The organism is Stenotrophomonas sp. WZN-1 (genome assembly GCF_002192255.1).
In the GTDB taxonomy this organism is placed as follows: domain Bacteria; phylum Pseudomonadota; class Gammaproteobacteria; order Xanthomonadales; family Xanthomonadaceae; genus Stenotrophomonas.
In genome coordinates, this window is sequence record NZ_CP021768.1 from 357,730 (window position 1) to 380,000 (window position 22,271).

Genomic DNA, 22,271 nt, shown 5'->3' on the forward strand with positions numbered 1-22,271 from the left:
ATCGCCCATTTTAGCGCAGATACCCGCGCCAACGCTGACCAGAACATGCCTGCGGGGGCGCCCGCCCCTGGCCAGGGCCGTTCAGCCGAACAGGCGCGGCTGGGGCAAGGACAGCAGGCCCCGTTCAGCAAACGAAACGGGGCGGCCCTCGCCGACCACGAAGTGGTCCAGCAGGCGCACGTCCACCAGTGCCAGCGCCTGCTGCAGTTCATCGGTGATGCGGGTATCGGCGCCGGAGGGCTCGGGGTCGCCGGAAGGATGATTGTGGCTGAGGATCACCGCTGCCGCATTGTGCAGCAGGGCTCGCCGCACCACCTCGCGGGGATAGACCGGGGCGGCATTGATGGTGCCCTGGAACAGCTCCTCGCAGGCGATCAGGCGGTGGCGGTTGTCCAGGAACAGCGCCATGAAGATCTCGCGGGCCTGGCCGCGCAGGCGGTGCTGCAGGTAGCGGCCGACCGCGGCCGGGTTGTTGCCGACCGCCTCCCCCTGCTGAAGCTCGGCGGCCAGGTAGCGATGGGCCAGCTCCAGCCCGGCGGCCAGTGCACAGCTTCGCGCGGGGCCCAGCCCCGGCAACCGGGCCAGCTCGCGGGCCGGGCGGTCCAGCAGCACGCGCAGGGGACCATGCGCCTGCAGCAGGTCGCGCGCGGTCTGCACCGCGTCGCGTCCACCGAAGCCAGAGCCGAGGAACAGCGCCAGCAGCTCTGCGTCGGACAGCGTGGCGGGGCCGCGTGCGATCAGCTTCTCGCGGGGACGTTCCTGTTCGGGCCAGTCATGGATGGGCATGCCTGCATCATCGCCAGCGCCGGTGATGCTTCCCATCAGGGCAGGGCGCACGCCCGGGTAGGCTGTTGCCTCAGTCGCGCCGCGACTGCAGATAGGCGAACAGCTCCTGGTTGTTCTGCAACCCCAGCTTGCGCTTGGCCTCGGCCTTCTGCCGGCTGATCGTCTTCGGGCTGCGGCCGCAGTGGACGGCGATGGCCTTCACCTTCAGCCCGGCGGCCAGGAGGTCCAGCACTTCCTGCTCGCGCGCCGACAGCGCCGCCGGTTCGCGCGCGAACAGCAGGTCGCGCGCCTCCAGGTGGTGGCGCAGCTGCTGCGAGACGAACACCTGCCCTGCCATGGCCGCGTTCAAGGCCTGTGGCAGCTCGCCGAAATCGGCGCACTTGTCGACCAGGCCGCTGACACCCTCGCGCAGCAGGCCATCGAGCAGGCCGGGGTGGCGGGCGCCGGTAAGCACCACCACGGGCATGCCCGGGTGGCGTGCGCGCAGTTCAGCGATTAGTTCCGGGCCATCCGGGCCGGTGCCCGGCATGGAGAGGTCGGTCAGCACCGCGTCGCAGCCGTGGTGCTCGACCAGCTGCAGCAGCTGGGCGCCGTCGCGCGCGCTGCCGACGACCTCCATCAGGTGGGTCTGCAGCACGATGCGGATGCCGTGCAGGACGACAGGATGGTCGTCGGCGATGATGATGCGCGGGTGCACGCGGGATCCTCGAAAAGCGAAACGGCACACCTGCGGTGGCCACTGACGATTCTGCAAACGTGGCCGGCCTACAGGTATAGGAAAGTTCCGAATCGCAGTGGCTTGAACCCCGGAAGCGCTGTGGTGCAAGTCCCATCTGCTGATAGCCGCCCGCTATGTGCGCTGTGCACCGGGACATTACCGACCATCGGGTAAGCTAATGCCCTCGTTTGCACAGGAATTCCAGGTGGCTGACTCCCCCAACGCTTCCCCCGCGCCCGGCCGCGCGCTGGAAGGCCAGAAACTGTTGTTGTGCGTCGGAGGCGGGATCGCGGCCTACAAGGCCCTGGAACTGGTGCGACGCCTGCGCGACGCGGGCGCCCAGGTGCAGGTGGCGATGACCGCCGGCGCCCAGCAGTTCGTCACCCCCCTCAGCTTCCAGGCCCTATCCGGGCAGCCGACCCGCACCACGCTGTGGGACAGCGCCGCCGAACAGGCCATGGGCCACATCGAGCTGGCCCGCTGGGCCGACCGCATCGTGGTCGCGCCGGGAACGGCCGATCTGCTGGCCCGGCTGGCCCAGGGCCACGCCGATGACCTGGTCAGCACGCTCTGCCTGGCCAGCACCGCACCGCTGACGATCTGCCCGGCGATGAACCACCGCATGTGGCTGCATCCGGCCACCCAGGCCAACATCGCCCTGCTGCGCCAGCGCGGCGCGCAGGTGATCGGCCCGGTCGACGGCCCGCTGGCCGAGGGTGAATCCGGTCCCGGCCGGCTGGCCGAACCCGGCGACATCGTGGCTGCGCTGGCGGCCAATGGCGGCGCCGCTGCGACGGTTGCCGCGCCGGAAACCCGCGCCCTGCAAGGGCTGCGCCTGCTGATCAGTGCCGGCCCGACGTACGAAGACATCGATCCGGTGCGTTACGTCGGCAACCGCAGCAGCGGCAAGATGGGCTTTGCCCTGGCCGCCGCTGCTGCCGCGCTGGGCGCGCAGGTGGTGCTGGTCAGCGGTCCGGTACAGCTGCCGACGCCGCCGGGCGTGCAGCGCATCGACGTGCGCTCGGCCGCGCAGATGCGCGATGCCGTACTGAAGTCGCTGCCCGCCGACATCTATATCGGTGCCGCCGCGGTGTCCGACTACACGCCGCGGCAGGTCGCCGCGCAGAAGCTGAAGAAGACCGCCGACAGCCAGTCGCTGGTGATCGAGCTGGTGCGCACGCCGGACATCCTCGCCGAAGTCGCTGCACAGACGCAGTCGCTGAAGCTGGTGGTCGGCTTCGCCGCCGAGACCCACGACGTGGAGAAATACGCACGCGGCAAGCTGGTCGACAAGCGCCTGGACCTGGTGATCGCCAACCAGGTCGGCATCAGCGGCGGTGGTTTCGAGAGTGACAACAATGCCGCCACTGCCTTCTGGCAGGACGGTGAACAGGTATTCCCGGCCACCTCCAAGCGCGAGCTGGCCGAACAACTGCTGGCGCTGATCGCGCGGAGACTCCAGGCATGACCCAGGCCCCCCTTTCCCACCCGCTGCAGGTCAAGCTGCTCGATCCGCGCTTCGGCGACAGCTGGCCGCTGCCGGCGTACGCCACCGAGGCCAGCGCGGGCATGGACCTGCGCGCGGCGCTGGATACCGCGCTGACCCTGCAGCCGGGCGACACCGCGCTGGTGCCCAGCGGCCTGGCCATCCACATTGCCGACCCGAACCTGTGCGCGGTGATCCTGCCGCGTTCCGGGCTGGGCCATCGGCATGGCATCGTGCTGGGCAACGGCACCGGCCTGATCGATGCCGACTACCAGGGGCCGCTGCTGATCAGCGTCTGGAACCGTGGCCGCGAAGCCTTCACCATCGAGCCGGGCGATCGTATCGCCCAGCTGGTGGTGGTTCCGATCGCCCGCGTGAGCCTGCAGGTGGTGGATACTTTCACCGACAGCGTGCGGGGCGCGGGTGGATTCGGCCATACCGGGGTGCGTTGACAGGGGACATCGATGAGCGGCATCGGGGAAGGACAGCGGGGACGGTCGTTGGGTCGCAGTGCACCTCTACTGGGGGTGTTGTTGATCCTGTTGGCCGGCTGGTTCGGATGGAGCGCGGTGCAGCAATGGCGGCAGGAGGCCAACGGGCAGGCGCTGGAAGAGGCGCGTGACCAGGCCGTGCAGGGCCTGCAGCAGGCTGCTGCGGGCCAGTTGCAGCAGCTGCAGCAGCAGTTGAAGAACGATCGCGTGCAGCAGGCGCTGCAGGCCGGCGATGCCGCTGCAGCGGCGCTGGCCGTTCGCGAGAGCTGGACCGGGGTCGAGCAGGTCGAAGTGCTGACGGCCGATCTGGCCAACGCCTATGCCGATCCGGCCACTTTCGGGTATGCCCGCCTGGCGCTGCTGGAAGCGGCGCTGGCTGAGGCCAAGCCAAGCCTGCGCGTGGTCCGCGACGGCGGCGGCAACCGCCTGGGCCTGGCCGCGCCGGTGCAGCTGGGCAGCCTGGGGCCGGCCGTCGTCTATGTCCGCCAACCGCTGCTGCGGCTGACCTCGCCGCTGGACCAGGTGCGCGCGCCGTCCGCCGGCTTCCTTGGCCTGCGCCAGGGTGGGTTCGATCTGGTCACCCAGGGCGACGCGGGCCTGGCCGAAAGTGCGGAAGCCCTGGCGCGCCCGGTTGCTGGTACACCGCTGCGGCTGGTCGCGTCGGTGCCGAATGTCGAAGCCGGTCCGCTCGGCCTGGGCGCACTGGCCAGCGCCATTGTTGCGTTGCTGCTGGCGTTCATTGCCGTGTTGCTGGTGGTGGGGCGCGGCCGACTGCCGAAGTCGCTGCCGCTGCCACGCCGCGCCACCGCGTCCGAGGCCGACCATGGCCCGACCCTGAGCGAGAGCCTGCAGCAGGCGCCGCCACCGGTGGCCGCCGTGGCCAGCAGTGGCGATGCCACGCCACCGCCGCCACCGCCGGTGCCGGCCGAAGAACTGGCTGCCGGTATTTTCCGTGCCTACGACATCCGCGGCGTGGTAGGCAGCGAACTGACACCGAAGACTGCGGCGCTGATCGGCCAGGCCATCGGCACCGTGGCGTTGGAGCAGGGGCTGCGCGAGGTGGTGATCGGTCGCGATGGCCGCCTGTCCGGGCCCGAGCTTACCGCCGGGCTGGCCGAAGGCCTGCGCCGTGCCGGCTGCGCGGTGATCGACATCGGCCTGGCGCCGACCCCGCTCGTGTACTACGCCGCCTTCCATCTGCGTACCGGTACCTGCGTGGCGGTCACCGGCAGCCACAACCCACCCGAATACAACGGCTTCAAGGTGGTCATCGGCGGCGAGACGCTGTCCGGCGATGCCATCACCGATCTCTACCAGCGCATTGTCGAGGGCCGCCTGGTGCAGGCCGCCGAGCCGGGTGACTACCAGCAGCGCGATGTCAGTGCCGACTACATCCAGCGCATCGCCGATGACGTGCAGCTGGACCGTCCGCTGAAGGTCGTGGCCGATGCCGGCAATGGCGTGGCCGGCGCACTGGCGCCGCAGCTGCTGGAAGCGATCGGCGCCGACGTCATCCCGCTGTACTGCGACGTCGACGGCACCTTCCCGAATCATCACCCCGATCCGAGCGAGCCGGCCAACCTGGAAGACCTGGTGCAGACGGTCAAGCGCTTCGGCGCCGACCTCGGCGTGGCGTTCGATGGCGACGGCGACCGGCTGGGCGTGGTCACCGGCGAAGGCAGGATCATCTACGCCGATCGCCTGCTGATGCTGTTCGCTGCCGATGTGCTGATGCGCAATCCGGGCGCGATGGTGATCTACGACGTGAAGTGCACCGGCAAGCTGTCCGACCACGTGCTGCGCAACGGTGGCAGCCCGCTCATGTGGAAGACCGGGCATTCGCTGATGAAGGCGAAGATGCGCGAGACCGATGCCGAGCTGGCCGGTGAGATGAGCGGCCACTTCTTCTTCAAGGAACGCTGGTTCGGTTTCGATGACGGCCTGTACGCCGCTGCGCGCCTGCTGGAGATCCTGGCCCAGCGCGAGGAAACCCCGGACGAAGTGCTGGGCGAACTACCGGAAATGGTCGCCACGCCGGAACTGAAGGTGCCGGTGGCCGAAGGCACGCCGCATGCGCTGGTGGCGATGCTGGTGGCGGCGGCGCAGTCGCCGGACAACCCGTATGTGGGGGGCCGCCTGTCGACCATCGATGGCCTGCGCGTGGACTTCGCCGATGGCTGGGGCCTGGTGCGTGCCTCCAACACCACGCCGGTGCTGGTGCTGCGGTTCGAAGGCAACGACGAGGCCGCACTGGAGCGCATCAAGGCACTGTTCCGCAGCCAGCTGCACCCGGTGCTGGGCGACACCCCGCTGGGGTTCTGAGGTGGGGCCGGGCAGCGCCCGGCACCCGCCGAAGCAAGAGGCAACAGCAACATCAAATGCGGGCTATCCGCGGGATGATGGGGCGGTGTCGGAGTGCGGGGACGCCGCAAGTACGTCCGTGCAGGCTTGGCAGCCGCATCCATGCGGCTGACACCCCGCACTCCGACACCGCCCCATCCCTGACAATTTCCTGGAGCTGTTGGTAGGTGTCGACCTTGGTCGACACAGTAGATCCACGCCATGCGTGGATGCTCTTCCGAATTTGCTTTGGTGGGTGCCGACGGTTGGTCGGCATACCCTCACCCCTTGAACCGCAAGCCCACGCCCGGTTCGGTGAACAGGTAGCGCGAATCCAGCGCTGAATCGCCCAGCTTGTGCCGCAGCTTGCCGACCAGGATGCGCAGGTAGTGGGTGTCGTGCTGGTGGGTCGGGCCCCAGATCTCCTGCAGGATCTGGGGCTGGGTCACCACCCGCCCGGCGTTGCGCAGCAGCAGCGACAGCAGCGCGTACTCCTTGCGGGTCAATGCAACCGGCTCGCCATCCAGCGCCACCTCACGGCGCACCAGGTCCACATGCAGATGGCCATCGTCGAATACCGGCGGCGTGCCATCACTGGGCACGCTACGCGTGCGCAGCAGCGCCCGCACCCGCGCCATCAGTTCCTGCGTGCCGAACGGCTTGGTCACGTAGTCGTTGGCGCCGGTGTCCAGTGCGCGCACCTTCTCGGCCTCTCCCGCACGCACGGTCAGCATGATCACCGGCACCTGGCTCCACTGCCGCAGCTGTTCCAGCACCTCGTGGCCTTCCATGTCTGGCAGGCCGATATCCAGGATCACCAGATCCATGTCCTCGCTGGCGGCCAGCTGCAGGCCTTCCTGGCCGGTGGCGGCCTGCCGCACCTGGTAGCCCTGCGCGCGCAGGCTGATGTCCAGGAACCGGCGGATCTGGGTTTCATCATCGATCACCAGCACGCGCGCGGCCGGTACGCTGGCATCAATCGGGGTCGGGCTCATCGTGGGAGGCTGGCTTGAGCAGGGGCAGGGTGATGCGGATCAGGGTACCGCGACCGTCGCGCCCGGGCAGCGCCTGCACGCTGCCACCATGCGCACCGATCATGCCCTGGCAGATGGTCAGGCCCAGGCCGGTGCCGTGGCGACCGCGGTCGCCGCGCTCGACGCTGTAGAACATGTCGAAGATGCGCGCACGCTCGTCGTCGGGAATGCCGGGGCCGGCATCGATCACGTCGATGCGCAGCTGGCCGTCCAGTTCACGCGCCTGTACCTGCACCGCGGCGTCGGGCGGCGAGAACTTGGCCGCGTTCTCCATCACGTTGAACACGGCTTGTTCGACCAGTGCCGGGTGTACCCAGATCGGCGCCAGCGTGGACGGAATGTCCAGCTCCAGCCGCACCTTGGGCTGGTAGCGCTGCAGGCGCCGCGCGGCCGAGCCGATCAGCTCGTCCACGCCGATCCAGTCGCGGTTGATCTTCAGCCCTTCGTGGCCGAGCCGGGTCATGTCCAGCAGGTTCTGGATGTAGCGGTCCAGCCGTTCGCCCTCGACCAGGATGGTGTCCAGCAGGGCACGGCGATCAGCCGTATCCATCGCCGCACCGTAGCTGGCCAGGCTGTCGGCCGAACCGATCATCGCCGCCAGTGGCGAGCGCAGGTCGTGCGACACCGAGGAGAGCAGCGCCGAGCGCAGTCGCTCGGTCTCGTTGCTGACGTGCGCCTGCTCCAGTTCGGCCACCAGCCGCGTGCGCAGCGCGGCCTGGGCGATGTCGTCGACCATCGCTTCGGCCAGCTGCCGCTGTTCGGGCAGCAGGCGCGCCTGTGCGCCAGGCAGGTACAGGCCGGCCACGCCGATCGCGCGGTCTTCGCCATCCAGCAGCGGCAGGAACCACCACTGCGCACCGGCCAGGGTGTCGGTGAAGCGGCCACTGGGCTGGCCGTGGCGCAGCGCCCAGTCGGCGGCAGCCAGGTCGGTATCGCCGGGTAGGCTGCGGCCACCGGCGGCAGTGTCCGCGCCGATCCGCAGCCAGGCCGGCACATCCATCGCCTGCTCCAAGGCATGCCGACCCGCCTGTGCCACCTCGCCGTTGCCAGCGGCGCTGGCCAGCTGACGGCCCAGCTGCTGGCGCGCACGTGCATGGCGGTTGGCCGCACGCAGCGCGATCACCTGCATGCGCAGGCGCGAAGCCAGGCGCCCCGCTACCAGTGCAGCGGCCAGGAACAGGAACACGGTGATCACGCCCTGGCGTGCGCCGATGGCGAAGGTGAAGCGGGGTGCGATGAACAGGAAGTTGTAGGCGAGGAAACACAGGATCGCCGCCATCACCGCCACGCTGGCGCGCGTGCGCGCGGCCACCACTACCACCGCCACGATGAACACCATCGACAGGTCGGCCATGCCCACCCAGCGCTCGGCCAGCCACGCCACTGCGCAGGCCAGTGCGGTGGCGATCAGCGCCTGCGCCGGCTCGTAGCTGATACCGCGCACCGGCGGCAGCAGGCCCTCGCGGCGCGAGCGCGCACGTGCCTGCGGGGTGCTGATGATGGTGATCTCGTAATGTGCACCGCGCTGTATCAGCTGCTGGGTCAGGGTGCGGTTGAACATCCGCGCCAGCGGCCGTTCACGGGTCCGGCCCAGTACCAGGGTCGATACGCCGTTGTGTGCGGCATGGTCGAGCAGGGCATCGGCGATGCTCGATCCGTGCAGCAGTTCGGCGTCGCCGCCCAGCCGTCGTGCCAGTGCAAAGGCCGCATCGATTTCGCGCCGGGTCGCCTCGTCCTGGCGCCGGCCCTGCACGGTCACTACCGTCCACGGCGCATCGCGGCGCTCGGCGATGCGTCGCGCCACCCGCACCAGGTATTCGCTCTGGCCGCCGCCATCAATGGCCACCAGCACGCCACGCCGCAGCGGCAGGTTGCTCTCGCCGCGTGCCGCCCGTGCTTCGCGCAGGCTGCTGTCGACGCGGTCGGCGGCTTCCTGCATGGCCAGCTCGCGCAGCGCGGTCAGGTTGGCCGGCGAGAAGAACGCCTGCAGGGCCTGCGCGGCCTGTTCCGGCACATACACCTTGCCCTGCTGCAGACGCGCGATCAGTTCGCGCGGCGGCAGGTCGACCAGCACGATGTCGTGCAGGCGGTCGAGCACGCCGTCCGGCACGGTCTCGCTGACGCGCACGCCGGTGATCCGCATCACCACGTCGTTGAGGCTTTCCAGATGCTGGATGTTGACCGTGGTCCAGACGTCGATGCCGGCATCCAGCAGCTCCATCACATCCTGCCAGCGCCGCTCATGGCGGCTGCCGGGCGCATTGCGATGGGCCAGTTCGTCCACCAGCACCAGCGCCGGATGCCGTGCCAGCACGGCATCCAGGTCCATCTCCTGCAGGGTGTGGCCGTGGTAGGCCACTTCCTTCAGCGACAGTTGCGGCAGGCCTTCCAGCAGCGCCTGGGTATCGGCACGACCATGGGTTTCCACCAGCCCCACCACCAGATCAACGCCGCGGCGCAGCTGTTCCTGCGCGCGGGTCAGCATGGTGTAGGTCTTGCCCACGCCCGGCGCCGCGCCAAGGAATACGGTCAGCTTGCCGCCGGCTTCGCGTTGCAGGCCTTCGACCAGGGCATCGGCCTGGCGGGTTCGTGCATCAGTCATGGGGGCCGCTGTCATGGCCGCCATTGTGCGCGCAGCCGATGCAGGCCGGCATCACGGCACCTTGGCCGCATGGTCCAGCGCGAAGTTCAGCGTCACCACGTTCACCCGCGGCTGGCCGAACAGGCCCCACTGGCGTCCTTCGGTGTGCGCCTGCACGAGGGCCTGCACGCGCTCCACCGGCAGGCCACGGGCACGTGCCACGCGTGCCACCTGCAGCTGCGCCGCCGCCAGCGACAGCTGTGGATCCAGTCCGCCGGCGGACTGGGTGACCAGGTCCGCTGGCACCTGTGCCGGGGTGACACCTTCGCGTGCGGCCACTACAGCCGTGCTGGCCGCAACACGCTCGGCCAGGGCCGGGTTGCTGCGCGCCATGTTGGAACCGGCCGCGGCCATCGGGTCGTAGTTGGCTGCCGACGGACGTGCCTGGAAGTAGCCGTCACCGGTGAACGGCTGCGACAACCATGCCGAGCCGCGCACCTGGCCGCTGCCATCGCGCAGCAGGCTGCCTTCGGCCTGGGTGGGGTAGGCCAGGCCGGCGAAACCGGTGGCGATGCCGGCGTAGACCGCGCCGGCCAGCAGCAGGGTGGCCAGGCCCAGGCCGATCGCCGGGCGCCAGCTGGCGCCATCCTGCAGGCTGGCCACGCGGGCCTCGGCTTTCGCTTCGCGGGACAGGGAGGTGGAGGTGGAAGCAGAACGGTTCATGCGCCGAATACCAGGACAAGAAGGAGGTCGATCAGCTTGATCGCCGCGAACGGCAGCAGTACGCCGCCGAGGCCGTACACCAGCATGTTCCGGCGCAGCAGCGCGGTGGCGGTGGCCGGCCGGAAGCGCACGCCACGCAGGGCGAGCGGGATCAGGGCGGGAATCACCAGGGCGTTGAAGATCAGCGCCGCCAGCACCGCGTTGCGCGGGCTCGACAGCTGCATCACGTTCAGTGCGGCCATGGCCGGCACGGCCGCAGCGAACAGCGCCGGCAGGATCGCGAAGTACTTGGAGACGTCGTTGGCCAGCGAGAAGGTGGTCAGCGCGCCGCGGGTGATCAGCTGCTGCTTGCCCACTTCCACCACCGCCAGCAGCTTGGCTGGGTCCGAATCGAGGTCGACCATGTTGCCGGCCTCCTTCGCCGCCTGCGTGCCGGAGTTCATCGCCAGGCCGATGTCGGCCTGTGCCAGCGCCGGGGCGTCGTTGGTGCCATCGCCGACCATCGCCACCAGGCGGCCGCCGGCCTGCTCCTGGCGGATGCGCGCCAGCTTGTCTTCCGGACGGGCTTCGGCGATGTAGTCATCAACGCCGGCCTCGGCCGCGATGGCGGCGGCGGTCAGCGGGTTGTCGCCGGTGATCATCACCGTGCGGATACCCATCGCCCGCAGCTGCGCGAACTTTTCGCGCATGCCGTGCTTGACCACGTCCGACAGCTCGATCACGCCCAGCACATGGCGGCCCTCGGCCACCACCAGCGGGGTGGCACCATTGCGCGCGACCTGCTCGACGCGTCCGGCCAGTTCAGCCGGCACGCTGCCGCCCAACGCCTGCACGTGGGCACGGATCGCATCGGCGGCGCCCTTGCGGATCTGCCGGCCATGTTCCAGATCCACGCCAGACATGCGGGTCTGCGCACTGAAGGCCAGGTACTCGGCATGGTCCGGCTCGGCGGTGGCGCAGCCCTGTTCGCGCGCCAGGCGCACGATCGACTTCCCTTCCGGGGTCGGGTCGGCCAGCGAGGACAGCAGCGCCGCCTCGCGCAGCTGGCTGGCGTCGATGCCGGCCAGCGGATGGAAGTGGCTGGCCTGGCGGTCGCCGTAGGTAATGGTGCCGGTCTTGTCGAGCAGCAGCACGTCGACGTCGCCGGCCACTTCCACCGCCTTGCCCGACTTGGCCAGCACGTTGGCGGCCAGCGCTCGGTTCATGCCGGCGATGCCGATGGCCGGCAGCAGGCCGCCGATGGTGGTCGGGATCAGGCACACCAGCAGCGCGATCAGCAGCAGCGGATCGACCTTGACGCCGACGGCGGCACCAATGGCCGGCAACGTGGCCACCACCACCAGGAAGGTCAGCGTCATTGCCGCCAGCAGCAGGGTCAGCGCGATTTCGTTGGGGGTCTTCTGGCGGTTGGCACCTTCCACCAGCGCGATCATCCGGTCCAGGAAGCTGTGGCCCGGCTCGGCGGTTACCCGCACGATGATCTGGTCAGACAGCACCTTGGTGCCGCCGATCACGCCGGAGCGGTCGGTGCCGGCCTCGCGCAGCACCGGCGCCGATTCGCCGGTCACTGCCGCTTCGTTGATGGTGGCCAGGCCCTGCACGATCTCGCCATCGGCCGGCACCAGCTCACCGGCACTGACGATCACATGGTCGCCCGGGCGCAGCTCGGCGGCCGGCAGCTGGGCTTCTGCGGCACCCGGCTGCGGCGCCGCCAGCCGGCGTGCCACCAGGTCCTGGCGGGCACGGCGCAGCGAGGCGGCTTGTCCACGACCACGCGCTTCGGCCACGGCTTCGGCGAAGTTGCCGAACAGCACGGTCACCAGCAGGATCGCGGTCACCGCCAGGCCGAAGCCCAGCGGCGCATTGCCGGTCAGGGTGACGATCGCGGCGACGATCGTGCCGGCCATCACCACCGCCATCACCGGGCTGCGCACCAGATGCATCGGCGACAGCTTGCGCACCGCTTCGACCAGCGCACGGCGCAGGCCGGCGCCATCAAGCAGGGCGGGGCGCGGTGCATGGGTACTACGGGTTGAACTTGCTTGGGTACTCATCAGGGTGTCCTTAGTGCAGTCCCAGGCTCAGGTGGTCGGCGATCGGGCCGAGTACCAGCGCCGGCATGAACTGCAGCACGGTCAGGATGACGATCACCGAGACCAGGGTCAGGGCGAAGGTCGGGGTTTCGATCTGCAGGCTGCCGGCAGACTCCGGGGCCTGGCGCTTGGCAGCCAGCTGTGCGGCCACTACCAGCGGAATGATCAGCAGCGGGAAGCGGCCCAGCAGCAGTACCAGCGAGCAGCTCAGGTTCCACCACAGCGTGGCGTCACCCAGCCCTTCGAAGCCCGAACCGTTGTTGGCGTAGGCCGAGACATACTCGTAGAAGACCTGGCTGATGCCATGGAAGCCGGGGTTGGAGGTGCCTGCCAGGCCGGGCACGGCCAGGGTGATCGCAGTGAACACCAGCAGGGTGATCGGCTGCAGCAGTACCAGCAGGGCCAGCAGGCGCACCTGTGGCGTCTCCAGCTTGCGGCCGAACAGTTCCGGCGTACGCCCGGTCATCAACCCGGCCAGGAACACGCCCAGCAGCAGGTACACGATGAACTGCTGCAGGCCGCAGCCAATGCCGCCCCAGATCGCGCTGACCAGCATGTTGACCATCGCGATGCCGCCACTCAGCGGCGCCAGCGAGTCATGCATGCCGTTGACCGAGCCGTTGGAGACCTGAGTGGTCACCGCCGCCCACAGCGCAGTGCCGTCGGCGCCGAAGCGCACCTCCTTGCCTTCCATCAGCAGCGGCGTGGCGGCGCTGGCGCTATGCCCTTCGCTCCACATCATCGCGCCGGTGGACAGCAGCGACATGCCCAGCATGCAGCTGAACACCAGGGCGCCGAAGCGACGCCGGCCGGTGAACGCGCCGATCATGAAGATCACCGCCATCGGCACCAGCAGGATGCCAACGATTTCCAGCGCGTTTGACAGCGGGGTCGGGTTCTCCAGCGGGAAGCTGCTGTTCGGGCCGTACCAGCCGCCACCATTGGCTCCCAGCTGCTTGGCCGCGACCATCGCCGCCACCGGGCCCAGCGGCAGCTTCTGTTCGGCCATGCCGGCGCTGGCATCGATCGGCGTGGCCCGTGGGCCACCGGCCATCGTCGACGGCACGCCCTGGCTGGTCAGCAGCAGGGTCCATACCAGGCACAGCGGCAGCAGGAAGCGCACGCACAGGCGCACCACGTCCACATAGTAGTTGCCTACCGCCACCTGGCGGTCATCGCCGCTGCCGGTGGCCGCCGCAGCCTGCGGCGCACGCGAGAACAACGCGCGCAGGGTCGCCACCGCCAGCGCCAGGCCCATCATCGGCGTCACCACCTGCAGGCCGGTGATGCCGGTCATCTGCGAGAGGTAGGACAGCTGCGCCTGGCCCGAATAATGCTGCTGGTTGGTGTTGGTCAGGAACGAGATCATCGTGTGCAGCGCGGTGTCCCAGCGCATGTTCGGGATCTGGTCCGGGTTCAGTGGCAACCAGGCCTGGGTCATGAACACCGCCTGGGTCAGCACCGCGACCACCACGTTGCTCAGCACGAAGGCCAGCACATAGCCGCGCCAGGACATCGCGCGTGAAGGATCGACGCCGAACACCTTGTACAACGGCTTTTCGATCCAGTGGAACAGCACGTCGACCTTCATCGGCGTGCCGCGCATCACGCGCGCCAGATACAGGCCCAGCGGCCACGCCAGCAGCAGGCTGGCAGCAATAATCACAAGCATCTCAGTCATGGCCGGCTCCGCTCAGAACGACTCGGGCCGCAGCACGACATAAAGAAGATAGGCGGCGGCGACCAGCACCAGCACGCCACACAACAACGACAGCCAGGGGGACATTGCAATAGCGTCCTGGTGGAACCCCTCCACCTCAGGCCGTCATCGTCGTCCTGCCCCCCATAAACGCACTACGCGCCGGACCGGGCCGACGCGTAAAAAGTGCATAAATTCCGTCGGCCAAGCCGTAACCAGGCCACGGACAGCGTCGGGCCATGCCCGGCGGCAGCAGCGTCGTCAGCCCGCCGGGACCGCGGCCTGCGCCACGCCCTTCAGTTCGCGGTAGCGCTGCAGCGTACTGTCGATCTCGGCCTTCAGCGCCTGCTGCTGCTGCAGGAACCCGGCCTGCAGGCGCTGTTGCGCCTGCAGCTGCACGTGCCGCTGGCGGATCGCCTCGGCCTGCTTGTCGGCCACCTTGCCGCCAGCCAGTTCACGGTCACCGGCGGCCGACAGCAGCGCCACCAGCGATTCGCGCAGGCTGGTGACGTTGTACTCGGCGGTCTTCAGGTTGTTGTCCAGCACTTCCTGGCGTTCGGCGAACACCCGGCGCAGGTCATCCTCGCTGCCATAGGTGGACAGCATCGCCTGCTCGGTACGCTGGCGGGTCTGCTCGGCCATCAGGTCCAGCTGCTGCTGCTGCGCCACGGTGCTGGCCGCGGCGCGCTCCTCGTCGGTCAACGCGCGCTGGACCTGCGCATTGCGCAGGCCGCTTTTCGCGTTGAACTCCTCGCGGGCGTGATTGACCGCATCGGCCGGCAGCGAATCACTGCAGATCCGCTCCTTGCCCTCGTTCCAGCAGTACAGCTTCTTTTCCACCTTGCCGCCGTCGCGCGACTGCGCCGGTACGGTGAACGGCACGGCCAGCAGCAGGCCGGCAAAGAGAACAGCAGGAACTCGGGACATGACCTTTCCCCTGGTCGGTCAGCGGATCGAACGGACGCCGTACTGGGCCCGGTAGGCTTCCAGCGGCTGCCGGTAACCGACAAGTTCCGGGTTGCCGGAGGCGAAATCAAGCAGATCGGCCAGCGATGCCACGGCGATCACCGGAATGCCGGCCTCTTCGGCCACCGATTGCGCCGCCGAGCGACGGTCGGTTTCCGAGGCGATTTCCTGGCGATCCAGGGCCACCACGATGCCGGCCGGAGTGCCGCCGGCGGCGCGGATGATGCCCAGCGCTTCGCGGATCGCAGTACCGGCAGTGATCACGTCATCAACGATCAGCACGCGCTTGCCATTCATGTCGGCGCCGATCAGCTGGCCGCCTTCGCCATGGTCCTTGGCTTCCTTGCGGTTGAACGACAGCGGCAGGTCGCGGCCACGCTGGGCCAGCTCGCAGGCCATCGCGGTAGCCAGCGGAATGCCCTTGTAGGCCGGGCCGAACACCACGTCGTACTTGATCCCGGTGGCATCGATGGCATCGGCGTAGCACGCGCCGAGCTGCGACAGCAGCGAACCGGAGTCGAAACGACCGGCGTTGAAGAAATAGGGGCTCAGTCGGCCGGACTTGAGGGTGAACTGCCCGAAGCGCAGGGCGTCGGCAGTCAGGGCCAGCTGCAGGAAACGGTGGCGGTGGTCGCTCATCAAAACTCGATTCATCTTCATTTGGAGCACAAATCCTAATCCAGCTGGGCGTTTTGCGCTCGTCCAGCCCCGTGTGAAGCCCGTCCAGGCCCGGCCCGGCGGACTGCGCAGCCCTGCGGGCAACCGGTATGCTTGCCCGGTTTACCGCCGCAGGTCCCCCGCATGCGCATCATCAGTTTCAACGCCAATGGCATCCGTTCCGCCGCAACCAAGGGCTTCCTCGACTGGTTCCGTGCCCAGGACGCCGACGTCCTGTGCATCCAGGAAACCAAGGCCCAGGAAGACCAGCTGACCGACCCGATGTTCCGTCCGGACGGCCACCACTGCTTCTACCGCGACGCCATCACCAAGAAGGGCTACAGCGGCGTGGCGATCTACAGCAAGCGCGAGCCGGACCAGGTCATCACCTCGCTGGGCTGGGCCCCGTTCGACGACGAAGGCCGCTACATCGAGGCGCGCTACGGCAACCTCAGCGTGGTCTCCTTCTACATCCCGTCGGGCAGCTCGGGCGACCTGCGCCAGGGCTTCAAGTTCGAAGTGATGGAATGGCTGCGGCCGATCCTCGAGGAATGGGCGCGCAGCGGCCGCGACTACGTGCTGTGCGGCGACTGGAACATCGTGCGTTCGGCGCTGGACATCAAGAACTGGAAGTCCAACCAGAAGAACTCCGGCTGCCTGCCGGAAGAGCGCGACTGGCTCAACGCCCTGTGTGCCGACCACGGCCAGGCCACCGATGTCGCCGCCGGCCGTGGCTGGGCTGACGCTTACCGCCTGCTCAACCCCACCGGCGAGGACTACACCTGGTGGAGCAACCGTGGCGCGGCCCGCGCCAACAATGTCGGTTGGCGCATCGACTACCAGTTCATCACCCCGGGCCTGCGTGACCGCCTGCGCAGCTGCTCGATCTACCGCGACGAGCGCTTCTCCGACCACGCCCCGTTCATCGTGGACTACGACCTGTGACCGAGGCCGCCACGCCGGCCAGCTACAAGGGCTGGGCAGGAATCAAGCGCGCCTTCGGTACCCCGTCGGCGCTGACCATGGCCATGCTCGGCTTCGGCAGTGGCCTGCCGTTCCTGCTGATCGCTTCGCAGACGCTGTCCACGCGCCTGCGCGACGTCGGCCTGGACCTGGGCAGCATCGGCCTGATCAGCCTGGCCAGCTTCTTCTACCTGCTCAAGTTCCTGTGGGCACCGCTGCTGGACCGCTATGCCTTCCCGCTGCTGGGCGGACTCGGCCGCCGCCGTTCGTGGCTGCTGGTGTCGCAGGCGCTGGTACTGGTCGGCCTGGTTGCACTGGCCTTCGTGCGGCCCGAACAGGGGGTCTGGCCGCTGGTGATGTGGGTGCTGGTGGCGTCGTTCGCCGGCGCCACCCAGGACTCCGCCGTCGATGCCTATCGCATCGAGATCGCACCGCAGGCCGCCCAGGCGGCGCTCGCCGCCACCTATACGTTGGGCTACCGGATCGGCCTGATCCTGGCCGGTGCCGGCGCGCTCTACCTGGCGCAGTTCGAAGGCTGGATCGTCGCCTACCTGGCGATGGCCGCGCTGATGCTGCTGCCGATCGTCACCACCCTGCTGTGCGCCGAACCGGAGCGCCCGGCCACCGCCGTGCAGCGCCGCATCGACATTGCCGAAGCCTTCGTCCAACCCATCTCCAGCTTCTTTACCCGCAATGGTGTGGCACTGGCGCTGGCGCTGCTCGCATTTGTCGGGTTCTTCAAATTCCCCGATCAGGTCATTGGTGTGATGGCCGGGCCGTTCTATCTCGATTCGGGGTTTGACAAGGCCGACATCGCGACCGTGTCCAAGCTGTTCGGCGTGTGGATGGGGATCGGCGGTGCGTTCCTGGGCGGCATCGCGGTGGCCGCATTCGGCTTCCGCCGCATGCTGCTGGTGGCCGCATTGGGCGTGGCGCTGTCCAACCTTGCGTTCCTGCTGATGGCGCACAATCCGGGCAAGCTGTGGGCGTTCTATGCCGCGCTCAGCGCCGACAACCTGTTCCAGGGCTTTGCCGGCACCGTGCTGGTCGCCTTCATGTCGTCGCTGACCGACCGCAACTTCACCGCCACCCAGTACGCGTTGCTGGTGTCGCTAGCCAACCTGCCGGGCAAGTTCGTCGGCGGTGTCTCCGGCTACATCGTCGAAGCTACGTCCTACAGCACGTTCTTCATCCTCAGCTCGGTCACCGTGGTGCCGACCCTGCTGCTGCTGGCCTGGCTGTGGCCGCGGATCGCCGACCGCGGGCCGCCGCCGGTCGCCTGATTGCCTGCCCGCCCGGACTGCGGGATCATCGCCCCCGACGCGCCGAGGGGGCGGTGCCTTGCGAACGGGGAAGTGAGCATGGCCGACGTTGTGCTGCGGGACCTGGACCCGCTGCTGCTGGAACGTATCCGACGTGTCGCGGTCGCCCGCGGCTGGACCCACGAACAGACCTGCGCCGCCTTGCTGGAGCAGGGGCTGTTCAGCAGTGAACTGGAGGTCCGCTCCGGCTTCGGCGATCCCGAAGTGGACGCGCTCTCCGACGCCATCGCTGCCCTCCAGGCCCTGCCCGCAGGGCAGGGCTTCGACTGACCTGACACCTGGTTGCCGCGATACCTGCCCGCCGGGAATGGCCCGGCGCTACCGGGATGCTGTCGACGGGGTAGCGCCGGGTTATGCCCGGCGGATGTAGCTCCGCTCACGCCAGGTGGATCGCACCCAGGATCCGCGGGCCCGCCGCCCCGGTTACGCTCGGCAGGTTGCCGGCCAGCCCGTCCATCGTCCGCTGCGCCAGCCAGGCAAAGCCCATTGCCTCCACGTACTCCGGGTCAAGCCCATGCACCGCGCTGGACTCCACCTGCACCCCCGGCAGCCGCGCCGCCAGCCGCTTCATCAGCTGCCGGTTGCGCACCCCGCCGCCACAGACCAGCAGGCGCCGGGTCTGCGGCTGCTGCGCCAGCAGTGCATCGGCCACCGTCGCCACGGTCAGCTCCAGCAGAGTGGCCTGCACATCGGCAGCGGCGTACTCGCCTTCCTCCATCTGCGCCTCGGCCCAGGCCAGGTGGAACTGCTCGCGCCCGGTGCTCTTCGGCGGCGGCAGCGCGAACCACGGGTCCGAACGCCAGCCCGCCAGCAGGCCCTCGTCCACCGCGCCACTGGCCGCGTACGCGCCATCGGCATCGAAGGTACGGCCGGTATGGCGCTGGCACCAGGCATCCATCAGCGCATTGGCCGGGCCGGTATCGAAGCCCCGCACCGCGCCTTCGCGCGGGATCAGGGTCAGGTTGGCGATGCCGCCCAGGTTGAGCACCGCGCGGTCCTCATCGGCCGCGCCCAGCATGCCCAGGTGGAAGGCCGGCATCAGCGGCGCGCCATGGCCACCGGCTGCCACGTCGCGGCGGCGGAAGTCGGACACCGTGGTGATCCCGGTCAGTTCGGCAATGCGGTTGCCGTCGCCCAGCTGCACGGTGAAGGCGGGGTTGGCCAGCGGGCGGTGGCGCACGGTCTGGCCGTGCGAGCCGATCGCGCGCACCTGGCTGCGATCCACGCCGGCCTCGGCCAGCAGCTGGTTGGCGGCCCCGGCAAAGTTGATCGCGATCCGCGCGTCCAGCTCGCCGAGCTCCTCCAGCGAATCCAGCGGCCCGCCTTCGCCCAGCGCCACCAGCCGCGCGCGCAGCACCGGCTCCCAGCGGGCGGTCAGCCCATGCACGAAGCGGCAGCCACCACTGGCGGGGAACTGCACCAGTGCGGCATCGATGCCGTCGGCGCTGGTGCCCGACATCAGGCCAAGGTACAGGGGGGCATCGCTGTCGGCAGTCGTGTTCATGGCAGGCATAAAAAAAGGACGCGGCAAGCTTGGGCTGCCGCGTCCTTCTTCGTCAACGCAGGGGCTCAGCCGCGCTTGCGGCCGGTTGCCTGCTTGTCCTTGGCGCTGGCAACCTCGGTGGCGGCCTCGTCGCGGCTGGTCGGTGCCGGACTGGCATCGGCGTAGATCAGCTTCTCCATGCCCTGGATGCGCGCCATCGCCGGTGCGGTCTGCGCGCGGAAGGCAACCAGCTCGGCGCCCTTCAGCGGCTCCGGCGGCGGCATGGTCACGGTCAGCGGGTTGCGGTGCTCGCCGTTGACGCGGAATTCGTAGTGCAGGTGCGGGCCGGTCGCCAGGCCGGTCGAGCCGACATAGCCGATCACCGTGCCCTGGGCCACGCGCTGGCCGGTCCTGATGTTCGCAAAGCGCGACATGTGGCCGTACAGGGTGGTGTGGCCGCGGCCGTGGTCGAGGATCACCACGTTGCCGTAACCGCGCTGCACGCCGGCGAACTGCACACGGGCGTCGCCGGCGGCCATGATCGGGGTGCCGGTGCGCGCGGCGTAGTCCACACCCTTGTGCATGCGCATCTTGCCCAGCACCGGGTGCTTGCGCGCACCGAAGGTCGAGCTCAGCCGCGCGAACGGGATCGGCATGCGGATGAAGCTCTTCTTCAGCGAACGGCCATTGATGTCGTAGTACTCGGACTTGCCGTTGCGGTCGAAGCGGAAGCCGGAATAGGTCTTGCCACCGGTGGTGAAGGTCGCCGCCAGGATCTTGCTGGTGTCCACCTTCTCGCCTTCGCGCCAGGTTTCATCCATCACCACGCTGAAGCGATCGCCCGGCTGCAGGTCCTTGGAGAAGTCGATGTCGTACTTGAAGATGTCGTCGGTCATCGTCGCGATCGCCGACGGCGACAACCCGGCCCGGCGGGCTGCGGCATACAGCGAACTGGTGATCTCGCCGCTGGTGACCACGGTGCGCGTGGAGGTCTCGCGCTTGGTCACCTTCTCCTTGATATCGTCGCCGGACAGGCTCAGCTCGACCCGGTTGTCGGCATCCCGGTCGAAGCGGATGCTGCGCAGGTCGCCGGACAGCGGCATGTCGAAGGCGATCTCCGCACCGGGGCGCAGCTTGGTCAGTGCCTCGCGCGCACCGGGGTGGTCCAGCACCCGGTGCAGGGTGGTGGCCGGAATGCCGGCCTTGTCGAACAGGTCGCTCAGGGTCTGGCCACGCTGCACGCGCAGCACCTGCCAGCTGTCCCCAGGCACCTGCTGCTGGCGGGCCATGGTCAGCGGTGGCAACGGCAGTGCCAAGCTGGTGTGGCTGTCGGCATAGGGCGCATCGATGGTGTGCGAGAAACCGGGGACGATCGTTGCAACCAGGGCGCCGATGGTCGCGAACAGGCTGGCATGCATCCAATGGCGGCGCGTCCAGCGCTCATTGAAGGCGGCGGGAAGGTGTTGCCTGAGCTTCCGATGCAGGGCGTTGTCGTGCAGGACGTGGAGGCGTTCCTGGAAGCGCTGCTTGCGTGCGCGCCCTTGTTCGGAATTGTGCATCGGCGGTTTTTTCCTGGCGGCCCGGGAGCGCGGGCCTGATCGCCGGTTACCATAGACACCTGAGAAAACCGCGTCAAACCCTTGTGCCCATTGGCTTTTGTGAAGCCAATCGGGTTAACTTTGCTTTAACACCCCACACAAGAATCGGCGTTGCCGGGAGTAGTCACGTGTCCTCGATTGAAGAAGCCCTTGCCCTGATCGGCCGTGGTGCCGACGAGATCCTCAAGCTCGAGGATCTGCGTGCGCGCCTGCAGGAACGCCGCCCGTTGCGGATCAAGGCCGGCTTCGACCCCACCGCACCCGACCTGCACCTGGGTCATACGGTGCTGCTGAACAAGATGCGCCAGTTCCAGGACCTCGGCCACCAGGTCATTTTCCTGATCGGCGACTTCACCGGCATGATCGGCGACCCCTCCGGCAAGAGCCTCACCCGCAAGCCGCTCAGCCGCGAGGACGTGCTGGCCAACGCCCGTACCTATGAGGAGCAGGTGTTCAAGGTGCTGGACCGCAGCCGTACCGAAGTCCGCTTCAACTCGGAGTGGTTCGGCAAGATGGGCGCGGCCGACATGATCCGCCTGGCTGGCCAGCACACCGTGGCGCGCATGCTTGAGCGCGACGACTTCGCCAAGCGTTATGCCGCCCAGCAGTCCATCGCCATCCACGAGTTCCTGTACCCGCTGGTGCAGGGTTACGACTCGGTGGCCCTGGAGGCCGACGTCGAGCTCGGCGGTACCGACCAGAAGTTCAACCTGCTGATGGGCCGTGGCCTGCAGGAACACCACGGCCAGAAGCCGCAGGTGGTGCTGACCATGCCGCTGCTGGAAGGCCTGGACGGCGTCAACAAGATGTCCAAGTCGCTGGGCAACTACATTGGTATCAGCGAACCGGCCATCGACATCGTCACCAAGACCATGAAGGTGGACGACACCCTGATGTGGCGCTGGATCGAGCTGCTGTCCTTCGACATCAGCCAGGCCGAAGCCGTGCAGCTGCGTGAGCAGGTGGCCACTGGCGGCCTGAACCCGCGCGTGGTCAAGCTGCGCCTGGCGCGTGAACTGGCGACGCGCTTCCACGACGCTGCGGCGGCCGAGCAGGCCATTGCCGGCTGGGAAGCGGCGGTGACAGGGCAGGGCGACATCACCCAGCTGCCGCTGCAGGACGTGGTGATCCCGGCCGAGGGTCTGCGTATCGCCGCACTGCTGACCGCAGCCGGCCTGACCCCGAGCAACTCCGAAGCCAACCGCAAGCTCAAGGAGCGCGCGGTCAAGGTGGACGGCGAAGTGGTCGAAGACGGCCAGCAGGTGCTGCAGCCGGGCTTCGAAGGCCTGCTGCAGGTCGGTAAGCGCACCTTCGCCCGCGTACGCCTGGTC

Annotated in this window: 19 protein-coding genes (1 of these 19 running past the window's edge); 7 read left to right on the plus strand and 12 right to left on the minus strand. The window is 68.5% G+C overall.

The genetic code is table 11. The features are described 5' to 3' along the window. Positions 1–81: 81 nt before the first annotated feature. Both radC and CCR98_RS01625 read right to left on the minus strand, forming a co-directional pair. The gene (gene radC, locus CCR98_RS01620; protein ID WP_087924120.1) at positions 82–786 is read right to left on the minus strand and encodes a DNA repair protein RadC; all 705 of its coding nucleotides are present in this window, start codon (positions 784–786) and stop codon (positions 82–84) included. A gap of 70 nt (positions 787–856) precedes the next feature. Then, positions 857–1,483 (minus strand): response regulator transcription factor, encoded by a 627-nt coding sequence (locus tag CCR98_RS01625; protein WP_087921265.1) that lies wholly within the window; start codon positions 1,481–1,483, stop codon positions 857–859. A gap of 199 nt (positions 1,484–1,682) precedes the next feature. On the opposite strand from CCR98_RS01625, the gene coaBC reads away from it, so the two are divergent. Genes coaBC through CCR98_RS01640 form a run of 3 tightly spaced genes read left to right on the plus strand, consistent with a single transcriptional unit; the run spans position 1,683 to position 5,803 of the window. After that, positions 1,683–2,972 carry a bifunctional phosphopantothenoylcysteine decarboxylase/phosphopantothenate--cysteine ligase CoaBC gene (gene coaBC / locus CCR98_RS01630; protein ID WP_014645667.1) on the plus strand — a complete coding sequence of 430 codons (1,290 nt, stop codon included), beginning with the start codon at positions 1,683–1,685 and terminating at the stop codon, positions 2,970–2,972. Next, positions 2,969–3,442, plus strand: coding sequence for a dUTP diphosphatase (gene dut, locus CCR98_RS01635; protein WP_087921266.1), 474 nt, complete (start codon positions 2,969–2,971; stop codon positions 3,440–3,442). The genes coaBC and dut overlap by 4 nt, the downstream gene beginning before the upstream one ends. A 12-nt stretch (positions 3,443–3,454) precedes the next feature. Then, entirely contained in the window at positions 3,455–5,803 is a 2,349-nt protein-coding gene (locus CCR98_RS01640) for a phosphomannomutase/phosphoglucomutase (protein ID WP_087921267.1), read from the plus strand. A gap of 299 nt (positions 5,804–6,102) precedes the next feature. Here CCR98_RS01640 and CCR98_RS01645 read toward each other — a convergent pair whose 3' ends face one another. From CCR98_RS01645 to pyrE, 8 genes are all read right to left on the minus strand, one after another. Continuing rightward, positions 6,103–6,816 carry a response regulator transcription factor gene (locus tag CCR98_RS01645; protein ID WP_004153862.1) on the minus strand — a complete coding sequence of 238 codons (714 nt, stop codon included), beginning with the start codon at positions 6,814–6,816 and terminating at the stop codon, positions 6,103–6,105. Then, complete coding sequence (locus CCR98_RS01650) at positions 6,797–9,457, minus strand: sensor histidine kinase KdpD (RefSeq protein ID WP_087921268.1); 2,661 nt, start codon at positions 9,455–9,457, stop codon at positions 6,797–6,799. The genes CCR98_RS01645 and CCR98_RS01650 overlap by 20 nt, the downstream gene beginning before the upstream one ends. A gap of 51 nt (positions 9,458–9,508) precedes the next feature. Continuing rightward, the gene (gene kdpC, locus CCR98_RS01655; RefSeq protein ID WP_087921269.1) at positions 9,509–10,159 is read right to left on the minus strand and encodes a potassium-transporting ATPase subunit KdpC; all 651 of its coding nucleotides are present in this window, start codon (positions 10,157–10,159) and stop codon (positions 9,509–9,511) included. Then, positions 10,156–12,213: a potassium-transporting ATPase subunit KdpB gene (kdpB, locus tag CCR98_RS01660; RefSeq protein WP_087921270.1), complete on the minus strand. Its 2,058-nt coding sequence runs from the start codon at positions 12,211–12,213 to the stop codon at positions 10,156–10,158. The genes kdpC and kdpB overlap by 4 nt, the downstream gene beginning before the upstream one ends. Positions 12,214–12,223: 10 nt before the next feature. Then, positions 12,224–13,933, minus strand: a complete 1,710-nt coding sequence (gene kdpA / locus CCR98_RS01665; protein WP_087921271.1) for a potassium-transporting ATPase subunit KdpA — start codon at positions 13,931–13,933, stop codon at positions 12,224–12,226. A gap of 12 nt (positions 13,934–13,945) precedes the next feature. Then, positions 13,946–14,038: a potassium-transporting ATPase subunit F gene (locus CCR98_RS01670; RefSeq protein WP_005407770.1), complete on the minus strand. Its 93-nt coding sequence runs from the start codon at positions 14,036–14,038 to the stop codon at positions 13,946–13,948. 174 nt (positions 14,039–14,212) lie between these two features. Then, positions 14,213–14,878, minus strand: a complete 666-nt coding sequence (locus CCR98_RS01675) for a hypothetical protein (protein WP_014035706.1) — start codon at positions 14,876–14,878, stop codon at positions 14,213–14,215. Between the two features lie 18 nt (positions 14,879–14,896). Beyond that, a complete protein-coding gene (gene pyrE / locus CCR98_RS01680; protein ID WP_010486876.1) occupies positions 14,897–15,556 on the minus strand; it encodes an orotate phosphoribosyltransferase in 660 nt (219 codons plus the stop codon). Positions 15,557–15,718: 162 nt separating this feature from the next. Here pyrE and CCR98_RS01685 point away from each other — a divergent pair, with 162 nt between their 5' ends. The 3 genes from CCR98_RS01685 to CCR98_RS01695 all read left to right on the plus strand — a co-directional run bounded on the left by CCR98_RS01685 (position 15,719) and on the right by CCR98_RS01695 (position 18,129). Continuing rightward, on the plus strand, positions 15,719–16,519 hold the full coding sequence (locus tag CCR98_RS01685; RefSeq protein ID WP_014035707.1) for an exodeoxyribonuclease III: 801 nt from the start codon (positions 15,719–15,721) through the stop codon (positions 16,517–16,519). Next, positions 16,516–17,820 carry an MFS transporter gene (locus CCR98_RS01690; RefSeq protein WP_087921272.1) on the plus strand — a complete coding sequence of 435 codons (1,305 nt, stop codon included), beginning with the start codon at positions 16,516–16,518 and terminating at the stop codon, positions 17,818–17,820. Before CCR98_RS01685 ends, CCR98_RS01690 begins: the two co-directional genes overlap by 4 nt. Positions 17,821–17,898: 78 nt before the next feature. Continuing rightward, positions 17,899–18,129: a hypothetical protein gene (locus CCR98_RS01695; protein ID WP_005420465.1), complete on the plus strand. Its 231-nt coding sequence runs from the start codon at positions 17,899–17,901 to the stop codon at positions 18,127–18,129. Positions 18,130–18,235: 106 nt separating this feature from the next. Here CCR98_RS01695 and CCR98_RS01700 read toward each other — a convergent pair whose 3' ends face one another. After that, positions 18,236–19,363, minus strand: a complete 1,128-nt coding sequence (locus tag CCR98_RS01700; RefSeq protein WP_087924121.1) for an anhydro-N-acetylmuramic acid kinase — start codon at positions 19,361–19,363, stop codon at positions 18,236–18,238. A 65-nt stretch (positions 19,364–19,428) separates the two neighbouring features. Then, positions 19,429–20,901 carry a peptidoglycan DD-metalloendopeptidase family protein gene (locus CCR98_RS01705; protein ID WP_087921273.1) on the minus strand — a complete coding sequence of 491 codons (1,473 nt, stop codon included), beginning with the start codon at positions 20,899–20,901 and terminating at the stop codon, positions 19,429–19,431. 167 nt (positions 20,902–21,068) lie between these two features. Here CCR98_RS01705 and tyrS point away from each other — a divergent pair, with 167 nt between their 5' ends. After that, positions 21,069–22,271, plus strand: the 5' portion of a protein-coding gene (tyrS, locus tag CCR98_RS01710) for a tyrosine--tRNA ligase (RefSeq protein WP_087921274.1). Its footprint extends 9 nt past the window's final position; only the first 1,203 of its 1,212 coding nucleotides appear in the window; its start codon is at positions 21,069–21,071; its stop codon lies off the right edge, out of view.

Bases quoted from the DNA above. Each gene is read 5' to 3' on its own strand.
- radC (WP_087924120.1), bottom strand. From the start codon at position 786: ATGCCCATCCATGACTGGCCCGAACAGGAACGTCCCCGCGAGAAGCTG.
- coaBC (WP_014645667.1), top strand. From the start codon at position 1,683: ATGCCCTCGTTTGCACAGGAATTCCAGGTGGCTGACTCCCCCAACGCT.
- dut (WP_087921266.1), top strand. From the start codon at position 2,969: ATGACCCAGGCCCCCCTTTCCCACCCGCTGCAGGTCAAGCTGCTCGAT.
- CCR98_RS01640 (WP_087921267.1), top strand. From the start codon at position 3,455: ATGAGCGGCATCGGGGAAGGACAGCGGGGACGGTCGTTGGGTCGCAGT.
- CCR98_RS01645 (WP_004153862.1), bottom strand. From the start codon at position 6,816: ATGAGCCCGACCCCGATTGATGCCAGCGTACCGGCCGCGCGCGTGCTG.
- CCR98_RS01650 (WP_087921268.1), bottom strand. From the start codon at position 9,457: ATGACTGATGCACGAACCCGCCAGGCCGATGCCCTGGTCGAAGGCCTG.
- kdpC (WP_087921269.1), bottom strand. From the start codon at position 10,159: ATGAACCGTTCTGCTTCCACCTCCACCTCCCTGTCCCGCGAAGCGAAA.
- kdpB (WP_087921270.1), bottom strand. From the start codon at position 12,213: ATGAGTACCCAAGCAAGTTCAACCCGTAGTACCCATGCACCGCGCCCC.
- kdpA (WP_087921271.1), bottom strand. From the start codon at position 13,933: ATGACTGAGATGCTTGTGATTATTGCTGCCAGCCTGCTGCTGGCGTGG.
- CCR98_RS01670 (WP_005407770.1), bottom strand. From the start codon at position 14,038: ATGTCCCCCTGGCTGTCGTTGTTGTGTGGCGTGCTGGTGCTGGTCGCC.
- CCR98_RS01675 (WP_014035706.1), bottom strand. From the start codon at position 14,878: ATGTCCCGAGTTCCTGCTGTTCTCTTTGCCGGCCTGCTGCTGGCCGTG.
- pyrE (WP_010486876.1), bottom strand. From the start codon at position 15,556: ATGAGCGACCACCGCCACCGTTTCCTGCAGCTGGCCCTGACTGCCGAC.
- CCR98_RS01685 (WP_014035707.1), top strand. From the start codon at position 15,719: ATGCGCATCATCAGTTTCAACGCCAATGGCATCCGTTCCGCCGCAACC.
- CCR98_RS01695 (WP_005420465.1), top strand. From the start codon at position 17,899: ATGGCCGACGTTGTGCTGCGGGACCTGGACCCGCTGCTGCTGGAACGT.
- CCR98_RS01700 (WP_087924121.1), bottom strand. From the start codon at position 19,363: ATGAACACGACTGCCGACAGCGATGCCCCCCTGTACCTTGGCCTGATG.
- CCR98_RS01705 (WP_087921273.1), bottom strand. From the start codon at position 20,901: ATGCACAATTCCGAACAAGGGCGCGCACGCAAGCAGCGCTTCCAGGAA.